The organism is Pseudomonas sp. GW821-FHT02H09, from assembly GCF_059421425.1.
In genome coordinates this window covers 1-15,313 of sequence record NZ_JBWKVA010000020.1, presented here as the reverse complement: position 1 = coordinate 15,313, position 15,313 = coordinate 1, and the positions used below count along the sequence as shown (strand labels likewise).

Here is a 15,313-nt window from a genome sequence, read left to right as displayed (position 1 = left end):
GCCACTTGCCGCATAAGCTGAGCTAGGGCATAAGGGTTATAAATTGACAAGGATGTTTATTTTGCGCCTCATTTTCCGCGTATTTCTACTCATTATCGCTCTGCTCGGTCTCGGCCTGATCATCGTCCTGTATTACGTCGTCAACCCTAAACTGCCCGGCTACGTGCCTGCCAAACAGGTGCATTACCTGGAACAGTGGAGCACCGCCGACCGCCAGACCTATTACTTCACGCCCCAAGGCACCCAGGTTAAAGGCCTGCGTTATGACTGGTTCGGCGCGCTCGAATTACCGTTCTCCGAACAGCGCTTCGCGGCCCCTGAGTACCTTGCCCGCTTCGGTTTTCTCGTCGACCCGGATCAGAAAGCCACCCCGGGTAATCCCGGCAATCTGCCGGTCGGTTTCGCTCGCCATCAAAATCCTGGCAGCAAAGATGAGTTTCTGGATATTACCTGCGCCGCCTGCCACACCGGCGAGCTGCGTTACAACAGCCAGGCCGTGCGGATCGACGGTGGTTCGGCCCAGCATGTTCTGCCGTCCAGCGTTCCCACTTTGCGTGGCGGAAGCTTCGGCCAGGCTCTGGTGGCCAGCCTCGCCGCTACCTACTACAACCCATGGAAATTCGAACGCTTCGCACGCAATGTCCTCGGCCAGGACTACGAGGCGCAATACCAGCCACTGCGCAAAGAATTCAAAACGTCCCTGGATACCTTCTTGCATGTTGCCTGGAACGACACTCATCGCGGCCTCTACCCCACCGAAGAAGGCCCCGGCCGCACCGATGCATTCGGACGCATCGCCAACGCCAGCTTTGGCGACGCCATTTCTGCAGACAACTACCGAGTGGCCAACGCACCGGTGGACTATCCACAGCTGTGGGAGATGTGGACCTTCGACTGGGTGCAGTGGAACGGTTCGGCTCAGCAGCCAATGGCACGCAACATCGGCGAAGCCCTTGGGGTCGGCGCCACACTGAATTTCTTCGATACCGCAGGCCAGCCTCTCAAAGGTGACGCTCGTTACCCTTCAAGTGTGCGTGTGCGCGACCTGCACCTGATCGAAGAAACCCTGCAACGGCTCAAGCCGCCAGCCTGGCCCGAAGAATTGCTGGGCAGCATCGACAAACCTTTGGCCGCCAAAGGCCGGGCCCTGTTCACTGAAAATTGCGCCGGCTGCCACGTACCGTCCGTGATTCAAAGCAATGGTCGCCCCTTGCAAACATTGAAAATGCTGCCGGTTGGAGTGATTGGCACCGATCCCGGCGCCGCCAATAACATTGCCGACCACCGCTTTGATCTGACGGCCCTGCAATGGGATCCGGCGGAGCTGGCGGACCTGGACGTCAAACTGCATCCAACCCCCGCAGAGCCTCTGGACTTGAGCAAAATCTCGGTGGCCAAAGGGCTGGCCTACGTCACCGCTTTCGTTGAGAAACGGGCTTATCGCGACGCGAATGTGACGCCGGCAGAGCGCCCGACCCTGGATGGGCTCGGCCTGCCGATCGGGGTTCGTGAGTTACGTGCTTACAAGGCCCGACCGCTGGCCGGTGTCTGGGCCACTGCGCCGTTCCTGCACAACGGTTCGGTCCCGAGCATTTACCAACTGCTCTCACCACAGGACGAACGCGCGGCCACTTTCTACAAAGGCACCTTCGAGTACGACCCACGCCACTTGGGTTATCGCACCGAAGCCTTTACCAACGGCTTCGTGTTCGACACGCGGATCACCGGTAATCACAACAGCGGTCACGAATTCCGTGCCGGCAAGCGTGGTAACGGGGTGATCGGCCGCCTGTTGCAACCCGAAGAACGCTGGGCCTTGCTGGAGTATTTAAAAGTGCTGGGCGGCCCGTTGGAGTCGCAACTGCCATGATTATCGCCGCCGTAAAAAGGACTTTCGCATGTTGATCACTCTCTGGCTGCGCATCGGTGCCCTGCTGGGCAAAACCCTTCTGTTGCTGCTGGGTCTGGGCCTGTTCATCTGGGCGCTGGCCACAGCCTGGTTCGCCTGGCACTACAGCGGCCCGGTTTCGGCCGAAGAACAGATCCCGCCGGGCGAAGCCGCCATGACTCAGGACATCATTCAGACCGCCGTGCGCATCGTTGACCAGCACCGTGAAAACACGCGCTATCTGCGTGACGCCCATGCCAAGGCTCACGGTTGTGTCAAAGCCCAGGTTCAGGTGTTGGCTGACTTGTCGCCAGAACTGCGTCAGGGTGTATTCGCCGAGGCCGGCAAGACCTGGCAAGCGACAATGCGCCTGTCCAATGGCAATGCTTACCCGCAGTTCGACAGCATTCGGGACGCCCGCGGCATGGCGATCAAACTGCTGGATGTTCCGGGTACGCAGCTATTGAAAGAACAACAGAGCCGTGGCGAACAGGATTTTGTGATGTTCAGTCATCCGAACTTTTTTGTCAGTGACGTCGCCGAGTACCGTCAGAACGTAGCTGCGCAGGCCGATGGAAAGACGGTCAGGGCGTTCTTCCCGAACCGGGACCCGCGTAGCTGGCAGGTTCGTCATCTGTTTATCGCTCTGGCCACGCTGGCTCCGGCACCTGCAAGCCCGGCCCAGACCACCTATTTCTCGGTGTCGCCGTACAAGTTCGGCACGGCCAATGCCAAGTTCCGTGTCGCGCCAGATCCCGAAAGTTGCCCGATCTACAACCTGCCGACTCAAAATCAGGCGCTGCCTAACTTCCTGCGCAACGCACTGAACCAGCAGTTGTCGACCGATCGTGTCCCGGCGTGCTTCGTTTTGCAGATTCAGCGCCAGGATCCGGCCAAATACATGCCCATCGAAGATACCAGCATTGAATGGCGTGAAATCGACGCCCCTTTCGAGACCGTAGCGCGCATCAAGATCCCGGCTCAGGACTTCGACACCCCGGCGCTGAACCTGCAATGCGACAACCAGTCGTTCAATCCCTGGTTCGGCCTGGAAGCCCATCGGCCGATTGGCGGTATCAATCGTTTACGCAAGGCGGTGTACGAAGCCGTCAGCGATTACCGGCACACTCGCAATGCCGGGCAGTGAGACAGAAACGAAGCCTGCTTCTGTGCATGTCATACCTTTCCGAAAATTTTAAGCACCCCAATGATTGCAGGACCGATGGCCACCAGGAAAAAGCTCGGCCATAGACAGAAAATCAGTGGGAACATCAGCTTGGTGGCTATTTTCGCTGCCGTCTCTTCGGCAAGCTGGGTGCGCCGGTCGCGAAACTCTTCGGCATAAATACGCAGGGTGGAGCCGACACTGGTGCCGAAGCGGATGCTCTGCGCCAGCAAGCTGACCAGCCCACGAATGTCCTCAAGGCCGGTGCGTTCGGCCAGGTGTTTGAGCGCTTCGGTACTGGGAATGCCGGCGCGGATTTCCGCATTGACCAGCGCCAGTTCCAGGGCCAGTTCGGGCTGACTGACCGACATCTCGTCGGCCACCCGCTCAATGGCCTGGGGCAACGCCAGGCCTGACTCCACGCAGACCACCATCAGGTCCAGGGCATCGGGGAAGGCCCGGAGCAGCCGAGTCATCCGTGCCTGCTTGCGCTTGTTGACATAGATTGCCGGCGCCAACCAGCCCACACAGAGTGCCGAAGCTAGCAGCACCATGCCAATGGTCAGGGATAGCTTCGGGATAAACGGCAAAGCCAGAAGCGTAAGGCCCACCAGTATCAATGGCGACAGCAGGCGAATCGCCCAGTACATGTGTACTGCCGCAGGCGAGCGATAACCCGCGTGAATCAGCAACGTTCGAGTGGGCGAGACCTGCCCCTGTTCACCGGAGGCAAAGCGCTGCCCCACTTGCTCCAGCAGCAATTGCAGGTTACTCGGCGCATTCTGCTCGAGGCTCTCCCCGCCATGACCCCGTTTGATCAGCGCAAGACGGCGCTGCACCGGATCCTGCAACCCCAACGCCAGCAATACCAGGGTCGCCGCAGCGAACACCACGCACAGGCCGACAGCCCCAACGAACAAGAGACGTGCCAGCTGTTCGTTGCCCACCACCCGATTGAGCAGACTTAGCAGATAGTCCATGACCAACACCTCTCTACGATTGCTGGCGCTTAAACCTGAATCCGGATGATTTTACGTATCCAGAAAATTCCGATCAGCATGGCAACAAAAGCCCCCATGACCAGCTTCTGGCCCACAGGCTCCTTGATGAGCAAGGGCAAATAATTTGGGCTCGAGATCACAATCGCCGCCGCCAATACAAAGGGCACAGACACCAATATCCAGCCCGACATGCGTCCCTCGGCCGAGAGGGTCTTGACCTTGCGCTGAAAACGGAAGCGTCCACGAATCAGGCTGCTCAAACGATCCAGCACCTCAGTCAGGTTGCCACCCGTCTCGCGGTGGATCAGCACCGAGGTCACCAGCATCATCACCGTCATGCTCGGCATGCGTTCCAGGAGACCGAGCATGGCCCGGCGCACATCATTGCCATAGTTGATATCGGCGAAGGTCAGGCCGAACTCAACAGCCACCGGCCCCTGATGCTCCTCGGCTACCAGTTGCAGGGTCTCGTTGAACGGGTGCCCGGCACGCAAAGCCCGGCACATGGCATCCAGTGCATCCGGCAGCCCCTCCTCGAACAGAGCGAAGCGCTTGTTGCGGTCGAAGGAAATCTTCAGCACCGGCAGCCAGAACACTGCCATGGCCGCCGGAACAGCCGCCCACCAGAGGTGCGTGAGCAACCAAAGCCCAAGCCCCGTCGCCGTCGCCAGGACCAGCCCGAGTAAAAGCACCCGATAGGCGCGGTAGTCATGCCCGGCTTGCTCGATCATCTGCGCCAGCGCCTCCATAGCCGGTAACTGCTCCAGGCGGGCCTCCAGCGGCGACAGGCGCCGCAGGTATTTCTGCCGCAGCACCGTCTGCATATTCGGCAGGTTGCTGGCCCGTTCCAGCAGCTCAAGGCGACCGCGGATACGTTTACGCACCTGGCCGGCCTCTCCGAACACCGGCACCACCAGCCCCTGGCTGAGGAGGAACATAGCGGTGAACACCATGCCGAGGAACGCCAGGATGTATTCACCAGGGATCTGACTCATGACTGCGCCTCCATCCATTCCGGCCGGAACAGGTTGAGCGGCAGCTCGATACCACGCTTGGCCAGTACATCGCGAAAGGCCGGCACCATGCCGGTGGGGCGGAATTCGCCCAGTACCTCACCGTGTTCACCCATGCCTGAGCGGACGAAAGAGAAGATCTCGGTCATGGTGATCATTTCACCCTCCATGCCGTTGATCTCCTGCACGCTGACCAGCCGTCGCTTGCCATCTTCCTGACGTTCCAGCTGTATCACCACGCCGATGGCCGAGGCGATTTGCTGGCGCATGGCCTTGATCGGAAAGGTCGCACCGGTCATCGACACCATGTTCTCGATCCGCCCCAGGGCATCGCGCGCGGTATTGGCGTGGATCGTGGTCAGCGAGCCGTCGTGGCCGGTGTTCATCGCCGTCAGCATATCCAGCGCCTCAGCGCCGCGAACCTCACCGATCACGATGCGGTCCGGGCGCATACGCAGACTGTTGCGCACTAGTTCGCGCTGGCTCACCTCGCCACGGCCTTCGATATTCGACGGGCGGGTTTCCAGGCGCACCACATGGGGTTGCTGCAGTTGCAACTCGGCCGAGTCTTCGATGGTAACGATCCGCTCGTTATGCGGAATGAAGCTGGACAGCACATTGAGCATGGTGGTCTTGCCACTGCCGGTGCCGCCGGATACCAGCACGTTCAGCCGCCCACGGACGATGGCCTTGAGCATCAGCGCGATGGCCGGAGTCAGGGTGCCCATCTGCACCAGACTCTCGGTATTGAGCAAATCCACCGCGAAACGGCGGATCGACATGCTCGGCCCGTCGATGGCCAGGGGCGGGATAATGGCGTTGACCCGCGAGCCGTCCTTCAGACGTGCGTCCACCAGCGGCGAGGATTCATCAATGCGTCGCCCCAGATTGGAAACGATGCGGTCGATGATGTTCAGCAGATGCTGATCGTCGCGAAAGCGCACATCGGTTCTCTGCAGCTTGCCGAAGCGTTCGACATACACCGAGGCATGCCCGTTGACCAGGATGTCGGACACACTGTGGTCGGCCAGCAGCGGCTCCAGTGGCCCGAGGCCAAGCACCTCGTCGGTGATCTGCTTGATGATCAGCTGGCGGCTGGTGGCACTCACCGGTGCCGAATACTCATCCAGCAAGCGCTGGCTGATCTCGCGGATCTGCCGCCCGGCCTCGGCCGGTTCCAGAGAATCGAGCAATGACAGGTCCATGACCTTGAGCAACTGCTGGTAGATCTTCTCCCGCCACTCGATCTCCATCGGATTGAGTTTGGTTCTGGTCTCGTAGAGGACGTCCGGCACGCTGGCCTCCCAGGCCATTAGCTCGCTGACGCAGTCCTCGCCGTCGATGGGTGCTTCCTGCCCGTCTGCCGGAACATTTTTGCCGGACTGCTGACGCAGGCGATTACGAAATTCGCTAAGCATGGCTTACCCCCCGAACAGGCGGCTAAAGGTACGTTTCAGCAAGCCCTGCTCGCTGGCCTGGATCCCGATAAGATCCTGGCTCAACTCACGCAAGGCGACGGTGACAGAGGCACGTGGCGCATGGAGCTCCAGTGGCACCCCAGTGTTCTGGCTTTCACTGACCACCGCATAATCATTGGGCAGTTTCTGCAGATTCACGCAACGCAGCCCCTCGCTGATATCCTTGAGGCTGACAGGTGAGGCTTTGTTGAAGCGATTGACCACCACTTGCAGGCGACTACCCTGCAACCCCAGGTCGTCACGCAGGATACGCGTCAGGCGGGTGCCGTCCTTCAGATGACTGAGACTCTGCTGCACTACGATGTAGACCTGGTCCGCCTGCTCCAGAGTGACACCGGTGAGGTGGTCGATCTGCCGCGGCAAATCCACCACCACCCAGTCATAGGTGCTGCGTGCCAGGCGCAGCAGGGTTTCCAACTGTTCCAGACCCACATCCTGGGACAGAAACAGCTCACTGGCACGCCCGCCGAGCACATGCAGGGTCGGACTGAAATGATTGCAAAAGCCGCGCAAGGCGACACTGTCCAACGCCTCGATCTGCCGCAGAACCTCTACGTGGCAGTGCGTCGGCCGCACATCCAGGCAGTGAGCCACGCTGCCGAACTGCAGGTCCAGATCCAGTAACAGGGTTGCGCCGCCACGGACACTGAGCTGATGAGCCAGATTACAGGCCAGCATGGTTGCGCCCGAGCCACCCTTGGCATTCATCACCGCAATCAGTTTGCCTTCAGTCGCCTGCCCCGCTTTGGCCTCCGTCAGCATACGGCCCAGTGCCGCCTGCAACTCTTCTGCGGCCACCGGCTCGGCCAGAAAGTCACGGGCTCCGGCCTGCATCGCCAGGCGCATGCCCTCGCGCTCATCCAGAGGTCCACACACCAACAGGGGTGGACGCTCCTGTGCAGGACGCCGCAACAGCGCCGCCAGTTCTTCGCGCCACAAGTGGCTGACACGCAGCAACAGGAAATCAGGCATCTGCTCCAGCCCGTACAACGGGTCGGTATGGCCATTGCTCACCAGCCGCGTGCTCACTTGCAGACTGGGCAGACATTGGCTCAACGTAGTCAGATGTTGCAAGGCCTCGGCATCGCGGCTACTGATCAGCAGGCGCAAGCCCTGCTTATGGGCAGAGGTAGTAATGGGGACGTCCCGGGCGCTTAACATGGCGTAATATCTCCCGCCTCGGGATGACGGCCAAGGCTTTCTCGAGGCATGGTTGACCTGAATGCTGGCAGGGTGAACACCCCACTGAATCCAGGTATAAGCAGGTTGAAACTGAAGTTCGCTATTCGCAGCTGAACATAGCGGACGGCGCGAAACCCGGTGGCGCTGACCAGATCGTTGGGGCTGGTCACCACCGCACCGTTTACGTCCAGATAAGTCAGGCTCAGATCGGCCGTTCCCAGGTTGTTGATCAAGCTACTGGCGCCACCGTTATTGGCTGCATTGAAGATCGCCCGGCGCAGAATGATCGGGTCGCTGATGTCACACACCGCAGCCAGCCGAGCACCGCGGCGCACGGTTTCATTCAGTGCATTGACGGTGAAATACAGCCGGCCCATTTCCATTACGCCGAACAACAGCGTGAACATCAGCAGGCCGACGATGGCGAACTCGACCACATACACCCCGCGCATACGCTTGATGTTCATCACAAGGCCCTCATCACGACCGTCGAGGTCAAGGCAATGCCGAGCGGCACTGCATTGCCAAAGAAAGCTGGCAATGCGCTGCCGATCACCGGCTGGAAGGTATAGGTAATGCTCACCTGTACATGGTCAGTACCTGATGCAGAAACCGAGACATTGCCGGTGGTCAGCCCCGGCACCACCGGTGGGTAGTTATTCGGGTTGGTAGGCGCGCCGTAAAGGGCGACGTTCTGGGTCTGGGACTGCAGAGTGGCGTTCAGATCGAGCTGGCCAAGGGTAGCGTTCCAGGCCTGGCCGGCAACAAAACGCCCGGCATCACGACTGGCCTGCATCAGGCTGTTGTACTGAAACAGCAAGCGGCCGAACTCGCCGATCGCACACAGCAGCAGCAACAACAGTGGTAGAGCAATCACCAGCTCCACCATGGCTACCCCGCGCTGGGCCTGCGGCCGTTTGAATGCACGACGTCCCATATGACCTCCTACGAGTCGCTGCTCGGTGTCTGGTTGTTGTCGATATAGGTCTTGTACAGCTGAATAATCTGCGGGCCCGTGGCATTTGAAGGGTTGGGGCCCGACACGTTGTCGCCTTCGCACTGTTTGACGAACTGACCGAATATCTGCGAAGAACTACCCTGTTGAGACGCTGGCTGCAGCACGAAGAAGCAGCCAAAGCCAAGCACCGGTATCGTGGACGACCCGTCGTTCTTGCCAGCGCAATTACCAATCACGATCTTCAGCATCCGTCGTTCGAACGCGCCATTGGCCTGGCAGCCGCTGCCCGTGCCAGCGACACACGCGGCGACGCTCTGCACCCAGTCGTTGTAATCGAGCAATGCGGTGCCACCGGCGGAGAGATTGCCGTTGCTGGAGGTGACCGGTTGACCGTTATACAAAATCTGGGCGGGCGATCCGGTGAAAGTCAGCGGCTGGGGGTTGGTGGTGATCACCAGGTCCGGCGGAAAGTCCGCGGCACTGAGGCCGCCGCCTGAATACTGGCCGAAGCGAGTATTCAGGCCCTGAACGGCAGGCCCCACGGAGTTGCCTGGCTTGGTGTTGACAGTCGAGCCGACGTTGTTGCACTCATTGATCCCGCCCGCCAATGCGTTTCTGACGGCGTTGCCACCGGAACCAAAATCGAGCAGTTGGAAATTGCCGGAGCCGATCGCCGAGTTATTGCCTGAGGCGGTTTTCAACACCTGCACATCACCGAATTGGTAACCCCAGAAATTCCCGGCGCTCGGGTTGTACTGAGCGGGGTCGCCGCAGACCATCAGCGGCGCGACATCACAGGGGCTGGTCGGGCTGGGCCCGGCGGTGGCGACGGCTGCCACGGCCTTGTTCGGGGCGGCGCCATTACCTGTCGCCTGCAACATGCCCCAGAAAAAACCGCTCAGAGGGTAGTTCGCTACCGTTACCCGCACATATTTCGCATCCGCCGGGCCAGGGAAGGAGAAAGGCCCGTAGACGTTGTTGGCCAGCTCCACCGTGGCAAAGCCGGCGACATTATTGCCGATGGCGGTGGCCAGTTCATTGTTGCCCGTGGCATTGGCATTCAGTGTCAGGGTAGCGCGTGCAGCGCTTTGCGTCTGGGTGGCCGCACCAGTTGCGCCGGACACCATCATGAGCGTCTTGGCCCCGCTCAGCGCCGCCGCATCCACCGCATTTTGCAGGCGCGTCTTGTTCACCAGCATATGGCCGCCGTCCAGCGCCAAGGCCCCCATCAGCAGGATGGAGGCCAAGGCAGCCACGACCAGCACAATCGTCGCACCCTGCTGACGTTTCGCATAAGTGGTGAATGGCCGTTGGATACGGGGTCCCATGATCAAGCCCTCATTTCTGCCACTATTTATTTATCTGAAACGGCTGGCTGGCCTTGACCTGTGAAGTGGACCTGTTAAGTGCGTTCGCCTGCCAGAGCAATGCCAAACTTTCCGATACCCAATGGGGTCCATCCGACGCAATGCCTACAACGATTGAGCCTGATGACTTATAGGGCTTTCACTACATTGACCTCGATACCGCGAATCACAGTGATGCTGCTGCTACCGCCACCGCCACCTCTATGATGGCGTACTACCGGTTTTGGAGCTGGCGCTGGAGCCGGGACCTGGGCCAGTGCAACCGGCTGAGCGATCGCTGGTTGTTTCTGGTTATCCAGCGGATTGCGCAGAGCCAGTTGCAGCTTCCCTTCGGTCATCCCTTTGACCAGGACTTCCGTCTGACCCGGAGTCATCTCCAGGGTCACCGCGCGCACCACCACCGGCTGGGTCTTGTCGGTGCTGGCAGTCTGGTCCACTGCCAGCACCCGCAAATCCTCCAGTATGGTTTTAGACTCGGCATTACCGTTGTTTCCCGTCTGTCTGGTGGCCAATACATCGACCCTATTGCCCGGCAACAGGAACCCACTCACCCCGACCACATCGTCCACGCGCAACGATATGGCACGCTTGGTGGGTTCGATCAGCGAGGCCAGTGTGCTGCCGCCGAGGTGCTCGGCCAGGCGTGCGCCGCGCAGGATGTCGCCGCGCAGCATGGAGAAAGTGGCGATCTTGCCCACCACCTTGTCGGTGGCATCGAAGGCATCTTCCGGCACTGTATCCTTGGGCATCCGCACCAGCGTGACCTGTTGGGCTTCGACCATCTGCCCGAAAGCAATCTCCACCGTGGCCACTACCACGTTCTGCTGATTGTCGTCCGGACCGGCGTTGAGCCGTGCGCTTAACCAGGTGTTGGCCATCCATGCGGCGCCCAGGCCCAGGATCAGGGATAAGGCAATCAGGGTGAGAGTACGAGAACTCATGTCGGTATCTCCTTATCCAAGAAAGTCGAGCTGAACGAAATAGTTGCGCCAGGCCCACTCCAGCTCCAGCGACGACAGCGGCCCGGAGCCGCCCAGGTAACGCTGGCGGTCGAGCGCCATGCTCAACAGGTCGCGGGGGTGGCAAGGCACCAAGGGCATGTTTTCGGTTTCATAGAGTTCCAGCAGCACATAGCGCAACAGCAGCGGGTCATAAGGAATGCCTTGCCGCTCGGTTTCCTGGCGCCAGATTCGTTCGTAATCAACGGGATCCAGGTAGCCAAATTGCAGCTTGTAACCAATGCGCCGCAGGAACGCCTCATCGGCCAGCTCTAACGGGTTGAGGTTGGTGGAGAACACCAGGATCAGGTCGAACGGCAGCTCGCAGTGCCGCCCACCGCCAAAGTTGAGGAAGTCACGCTTCTCCTCCATCGGCACGATCCAGCGATTAAACAGCTCGGCCGGGGCCACGCGCTGGCGGCCCATGTCGTCGATGATGAACAGGCCATTACTGGCCTTGAGCTGCAAGGGGGCCTGGTACTGGCGGGTGAAGGGATCGTAGCGAACATCCAGTTGTTCCATGCTCAATTCACCGCCGGTGATGACGATCGGTCGCTTACAGCAGAGTAGTCGACGATCGATCCCTTCGTTGAGCAGCAGGTGGTTCTGCGTTTCGGTAGCATCCAGGCGCTGGTGTATCTGGGGATCGAAGATCTCGATCACCGCTTCGTTGATCGCAATGGCATGGGGTACCCAGATGGCTTCGTCAAACAGGCGGATCAACCGGCTGCTGATATAGGTCTTGCCGGTACCTGCGGGCCCGTAAAGCATGATCGCGCGCCCGGAGTTCAGCGCCACCCCCAGTTGATCGAGCATGCTGTCGGCGAGCACCACTGCGCCGAAAGCGCCATGCATGTCGTCCGAGTTGATATGACCGTGGTGGATGGTTTGCGCCTTGATCAGGGAGCGGTAGGCACTCACCGGATAGGGTGCCGCGCCGATATAGCCGCTGCGCGCCAAGGCATCGCGGGCGGCGCTGCGACCGCGCTGCGTCAGGCTGTAGCGCAGTGCCTGAGCACCGTTCTGGCCGAGTATCTCGACGCGGCCATCCTTGCGCAGGAAGTTCAGGACTTCTTCCAGTACCGTGCCGGGCAGCGCCAGGCGCTCCACCAGTCGCGGCATATCCAGCACGCCGGCATCGTGCAGATGCTTGCAGACCAGATCACCGAGAAAGTTCTCCGCAAGGCCCGTCTCACTGACAGTGCGCGGCTGCGGAGCCAACCGCTGCACCGCTTCCCGCTCGTTGGGGCAGACGTTGCTGTCACTGATGGCGTACATAGTGTTCTCCCGAACTAATGGCCGAAGGGCAGCCAGAGGACGCTGGTTAAAGTGCCGAGCAGGATCGCGATTGCGTAAGGGAAGCGTTGCCGGGCGGCATCATCGGCTTGCGGCTGGATATAGGTGCGCAGACTTGTCATCGCCCAGTACCGTTGAATAAAGCGGCCCAACTGCTTTTTGTAGAGCAGAACCGAAATCCCAAGGACGCCACCAACAATCAACGTTAAAGCCGCCGCCCAAAAAGCAGTTACAGGACCGAGAAAACTTCCCACCATAGCCATTAACTTGACATCGCCTGCGGCCATTCCAGCAAAAGCGTAAAGCGGCAGGAAAATCACTAACCCGACTGCCAGCCCGATCAGCCAAACTGTCATTCCAGAGAAACCGTAAAGCCAACTCTGAATAACTGCCGAGCAGATCAAACCAGCTAAAACAAGAATGTTGGAGATACGGTGAGCGCTTAAATCAGTGATCACCGCAATCCCGAGAAAAATGAGCACGGAGGTACTTAATAAAATATTCATAAAAGCCACCTCCGTTTTACCGCGAAAGACCAGACCAAGAATGCCAGCCTTAGGCGGCAGGGGTAATTGCGGTGGTCAAGGCAGTAATCACGACGCTCACTTCCCCGCCAAGCGCCGTAAAGGCCCCAACCACTGTCAAAGAAATAAGCCCACCGGCCACGGCATATTCCACGACGGTCAGGCCATCTTCGTCTTTGATGAACGTCGCCACTGAAGTCTTGATTGTTTGCAGATTCATTTTGCCCACCTCATTTAATCAATTGAGTGTTGGTCTTCCAAGACATGAGTGTTGATCTTCCAAGACGTGAGTATTGATCTTCCAAGACGTGAGTGTTGGTCTTCGCTTAATGCACTGCCTGGCTGAAACCTTAGTTGGAAGGGCAACATAAGCCGCCGACCAAAAAATGGCTACAGGGCCGAAAAATTTTCCCACCATAGCCATTAACTCGACATCGCCTGCGGCCATTCCAGCAAAAGCGTAAAGCGGCAGGAGAATCACTAACCCGACTGCCAGCCCGATCAGCCAAACTGTCATTCCAGAGAAACCGTAAAGCCAACTCTGAATAACTGCCGAGCAGATCAAACCAGCTAAAATAAGGATGTTGGAGATACGGTGAACGCTTAAATCAGTGATCACCGCAATCCCGAGAAAAATGAGTACGGAGGTGCTTAATAAAATATTCATACAAGCCACCTCCGTTTTATCGCGAAAAGCAGGACTAAAAATGCCAGCCTAGGCAGCAGGGGTAATTGCAGTTTTCAAGGCAGTAATCACGACGCCCACCTCAGTGCCAAGCGCCGTAAAGGCCCCAACCACTGCCAAAGAAATAAGCCCACCGGCCACCGCATACTCCACGACAGTCAGACCATCTTCGTCTTTGATGAACGTCAGCACCGAAGTCTTGATTGTTTGCAGATTCATTTTGCCCACCTCATTTGATCAATAGAGTGTTGTTCTTCAAGGACGGTGCTGATTGCACTGCCTGGTTGAAACCTTAGTTGGGAGGGCAATAGAAGCGTTAGGAGTTTTTTGTCGATTGCAAGGATTTTTTTGCTGTCATTGTCAAGCCAACAAAAACAGCAGGGGCAGCGCCTGAAACGGCAACTGAAAGCGTAAGAAAAGGAATGACTTAAGAATCCCTCTGCAACTGATTCGCAAGCGACGAGCGGTCAAGCCCGAGCCCATCGAAAAAGGAATGGGGGCGCCCCGATTCTGGCACCCTCAGCAAGGTATAGAACCTGACTAACTGAATTTTTGGTTTCTTATCAGGATTTGATCCTTCGTAGTCATGGCACAGTGACAATACTGCTGAGCAAAGAAGAACCAAGAAGAACCAAGAAGAAGAGAAAACGAGGCACAGGAATAAGGATCAAGGAAATGAAGCCCGACTCGGCCAAAAAACCATTCCTTTTATGGTTCGATCTCACTCGAGATCGATCGGCTGAAGAATTGATCGCGCAATTCCGCTCAGCCTGCGATTGTCGGCTGGCAAAAGACGCCACTTTTCCCGAGCGCGATCATGACCCACTACCGGACATGATCTGCATGCACTATGATCGCCCTGACATGCCGGGCCTCAGCCTGTTGCTGGAGATCAAAAGCGCCGTGCCCTCCGTGCCTGTCGCCATGTTCACCGTGCAGCACTCCGAAGAGCTCGCTGTGTGGGCCATGCGTTCTCGTGTCTGGGAGTACATGGTGCTGCCTCTCCCGGCCGCCGAGATAAGCCGGTTTCTGCGCGCCCTGGAGCAGCTCTGCGAGCTGCGCTGTAACACCCATTTCCACAGCAACAAACCGCCGATCGAGCATGGCCCGTCCCTGCCGGACAGTATTCGATTGACCGCAGAACATCAGAAGCATCAGGCACTCAATAAGGTATTGCTGTACATCGACCAGCATTTTCGGGACAACATCGACCAAAAAGATATGGCCAAGCGCTGCGCAATGACGACATTCCGCTTCAGCCGGCTGTTCAAGGAGGTCAATGGCCTGGGCTTCATGGACTACATCCTGAACAAGCGTATGGACTACGCCAAGGAGCTGCTCGAAAACAGCCAGATGCCCATCACCAGCATCGGCTATGAGGTCGGCTTCAAGGACCCCTCTTACTTCGCCCGGGCCTTCAAGCAATTCGCCGGCAGTACTCCCAGCGAATACCGCCAGGCGCGCCGCGCCGGAGTGCCCATACCTTTACCTGTAAAACCAAGACCGGCATTGGAGACTATACCTTCAGCGGTGATCGACAGCCTGCTGTTACGCAACGAAGCCTGACGGGGCCGATGCAGAAGCGGGCCGCCCCCGGAATAATCCGCGGAACAAAAAGCCAAACCCCAGACAGCAAAAAGCCCGCACTAGGCGGGCTTTGCGTGGTGACCTGGCGTTCAGCGTTCCAGGTTACCGAATATGGCGCAGCGGACGGGACTCGAACCCGCGACCCCCGGCGTGACAGGCCGGTATTCTAAC

At 58.7% G+C, this 15,313-nt stretch carries 16 protein-coding genes; 3 read left to right on the top strand and 13 right to left on the bottom strand.

What is annotated here, in order from left to right; genetic code table 11:
- Positions 1–61 precede the first annotated feature (61 nt).
- Together AC07VR_RS23805 and AC07VR_RS23800 are read left to right on the top strand one after the other, a co-directional pair.
- A complete protein-coding gene (locus AC07VR_RS23805; protein ID WP_495012767.1) occupies positions 62–1,870 on the top strand; it encodes a di-heme-cytochrome C peroxidase in 1,809 nt (602 codons plus the stop codon).
- A 28-nt stretch (positions 1,871–1,898) separates the two neighbouring features.
- Positions 1,899–3,035, top strand: a complete 1,137-nt coding sequence (locus AC07VR_RS23800) for a catalase family protein (protein ID WP_494993745.1) — start codon at positions 1,899–1,901, stop codon at positions 3,033–3,035.
- A gap of 29 nt (positions 3,036–3,064) precedes the next feature.
- Here the strand turns inward: AC07VR_RS23800 and AC07VR_RS23795 are convergent, their stop codons facing one another.
- From AC07VR_RS23795 to AC07VR_RS23735, 13 genes are all read right to left on the bottom strand, one after another.
- A complete protein-coding gene (locus AC07VR_RS23795) occupies positions 3,065–4,033 on the bottom strand; it encodes a type II secretion system F family protein (protein WP_494993744.1) in 969 nt (322 codons plus the stop codon).
- A gap of 29 nt (positions 4,034–4,062) precedes the next feature.
- Positions 4,063–5,049 carry a type II secretion system F family protein gene (locus AC07VR_RS23790; RefSeq protein WP_495012766.1) on the bottom strand — a complete coding sequence of 329 codons (987 nt, stop codon included), beginning with the start codon at positions 5,047–5,049 and terminating at the stop codon, positions 4,063–4,065.
- Positions 5,046–6,485: a TadA family conjugal transfer-associated ATPase gene (locus tag AC07VR_RS23785; RefSeq protein WP_495012765.1), complete on the bottom strand. Its 1,440-nt coding sequence runs from the start codon at positions 6,483–6,485 to the stop codon at positions 5,046–5,048. The genes AC07VR_RS23790 and AC07VR_RS23785 overlap by 4 nt, the downstream gene beginning before the upstream one ends.
- A gap of 3 nt (positions 6,486–6,488) precedes the next feature.
- Positions 6,489–7,706 carry an AAA family ATPase gene (locus tag AC07VR_RS23780; protein WP_495012764.1) on the bottom strand — a complete coding sequence of 406 codons (1,218 nt, stop codon included), beginning with the start codon at positions 7,704–7,706 and terminating at the stop codon, positions 6,489–6,491.
- Positions 7,700–8,194: a TadE/TadG family type IV pilus assembly protein gene (locus AC07VR_RS23775; RefSeq protein ID WP_494993740.1), complete on the bottom strand. Its 495-nt coding sequence runs from the start codon at positions 8,192–8,194 to the stop codon at positions 7,700–7,702. Before AC07VR_RS23775 ends, AC07VR_RS23780 begins: the two co-directional genes overlap by 7 nt.
- Entirely contained in the window at positions 8,194–8,664 is a 471-nt protein-coding gene (locus AC07VR_RS23770; protein WP_495012763.1) for a TadE/TadG family type IV pilus assembly protein, read from the bottom strand. Before AC07VR_RS23770 ends, AC07VR_RS23775 begins: the two co-directional genes overlap by 1 nt.
- 8 nt (positions 8,665–8,672) lie before the next feature.
- Positions 8,673–10,016: a TadE/TadG family type IV pilus assembly protein gene (locus tag AC07VR_RS23765; RefSeq protein ID WP_495012807.1), complete on the bottom strand. Its 1,344-nt coding sequence runs from the start codon at positions 10,014–10,016 to the stop codon at positions 8,673–8,675.
- 164 nt (positions 10,017–10,180) lie between these two features.
- Positions 10,181–10,993, bottom strand: coding sequence for a Flp pilus assembly protein CpaB (gene cpaB / locus AC07VR_RS23760; protein ID WP_495012762.1), 813 nt, complete (start codon positions 10,991–10,993; stop codon positions 10,181–10,183).
- 12 nt (positions 10,994–11,005) lie between these two features.
- Positions 11,006–12,328: a DUF8689 domain-containing protein gene (locus tag AC07VR_RS23755; RefSeq protein ID WP_495012761.1), complete on the bottom strand. Its 1,323-nt coding sequence runs from the start codon at positions 12,326–12,328 to the stop codon at positions 11,006–11,008.
- A 14-nt stretch (positions 12,329–12,342) separates the two neighbouring features.
- Entirely contained in the window at positions 12,343–12,852 is a 510-nt protein-coding gene (locus AC07VR_RS23750; protein WP_494993735.1) for an A24 family peptidase, read from the bottom strand.
- A 49-nt stretch (positions 12,853–12,901) separates the two neighbouring features.
- Entirely contained in the window at positions 12,902–13,090 is a 189-nt protein-coding gene (locus AC07VR_RS23745) for a Flp family type IVb pilin (protein ID WP_494993734.1), read from the bottom strand.
- A gap of 18 nt (positions 13,091–13,108) precedes the next feature.
- The gene (locus tag AC07VR_RS23740; RefSeq protein WP_495012760.1) at positions 13,109–13,537 is read right to left on the bottom strand and encodes an A24 family peptidase; all 429 of its coding nucleotides are present in this window, start codon (positions 13,535–13,537) and stop codon (positions 13,109–13,111) included.
- A 48-nt stretch (positions 13,538–13,585) separates the two neighbouring features.
- Positions 13,586–13,774 (bottom strand): Flp family type IVb pilin, encoded by a 189-nt coding sequence (locus tag AC07VR_RS23735; protein ID WP_494993732.1) that lies wholly within the window; start codon positions 13,772–13,774, stop codon positions 13,586–13,588.
- A gap of 456 nt (positions 13,775–14,230) precedes the next feature.
- Here AC07VR_RS23735 and AC07VR_RS23730 point away from each other — a divergent pair, with 456 nt between their 5' ends.
- Positions 14,231–15,121 carry a helix-turn-helix transcriptional regulator gene (locus tag AC07VR_RS23730; protein ID WP_494993858.1) on the top strand — a complete coding sequence of 297 codons (891 nt, stop codon included), beginning with the start codon at positions 14,231–14,233 and terminating at the stop codon, positions 15,119–15,121.
- Positions 15,122–15,313 lie beyond the last annotated feature (192 nt).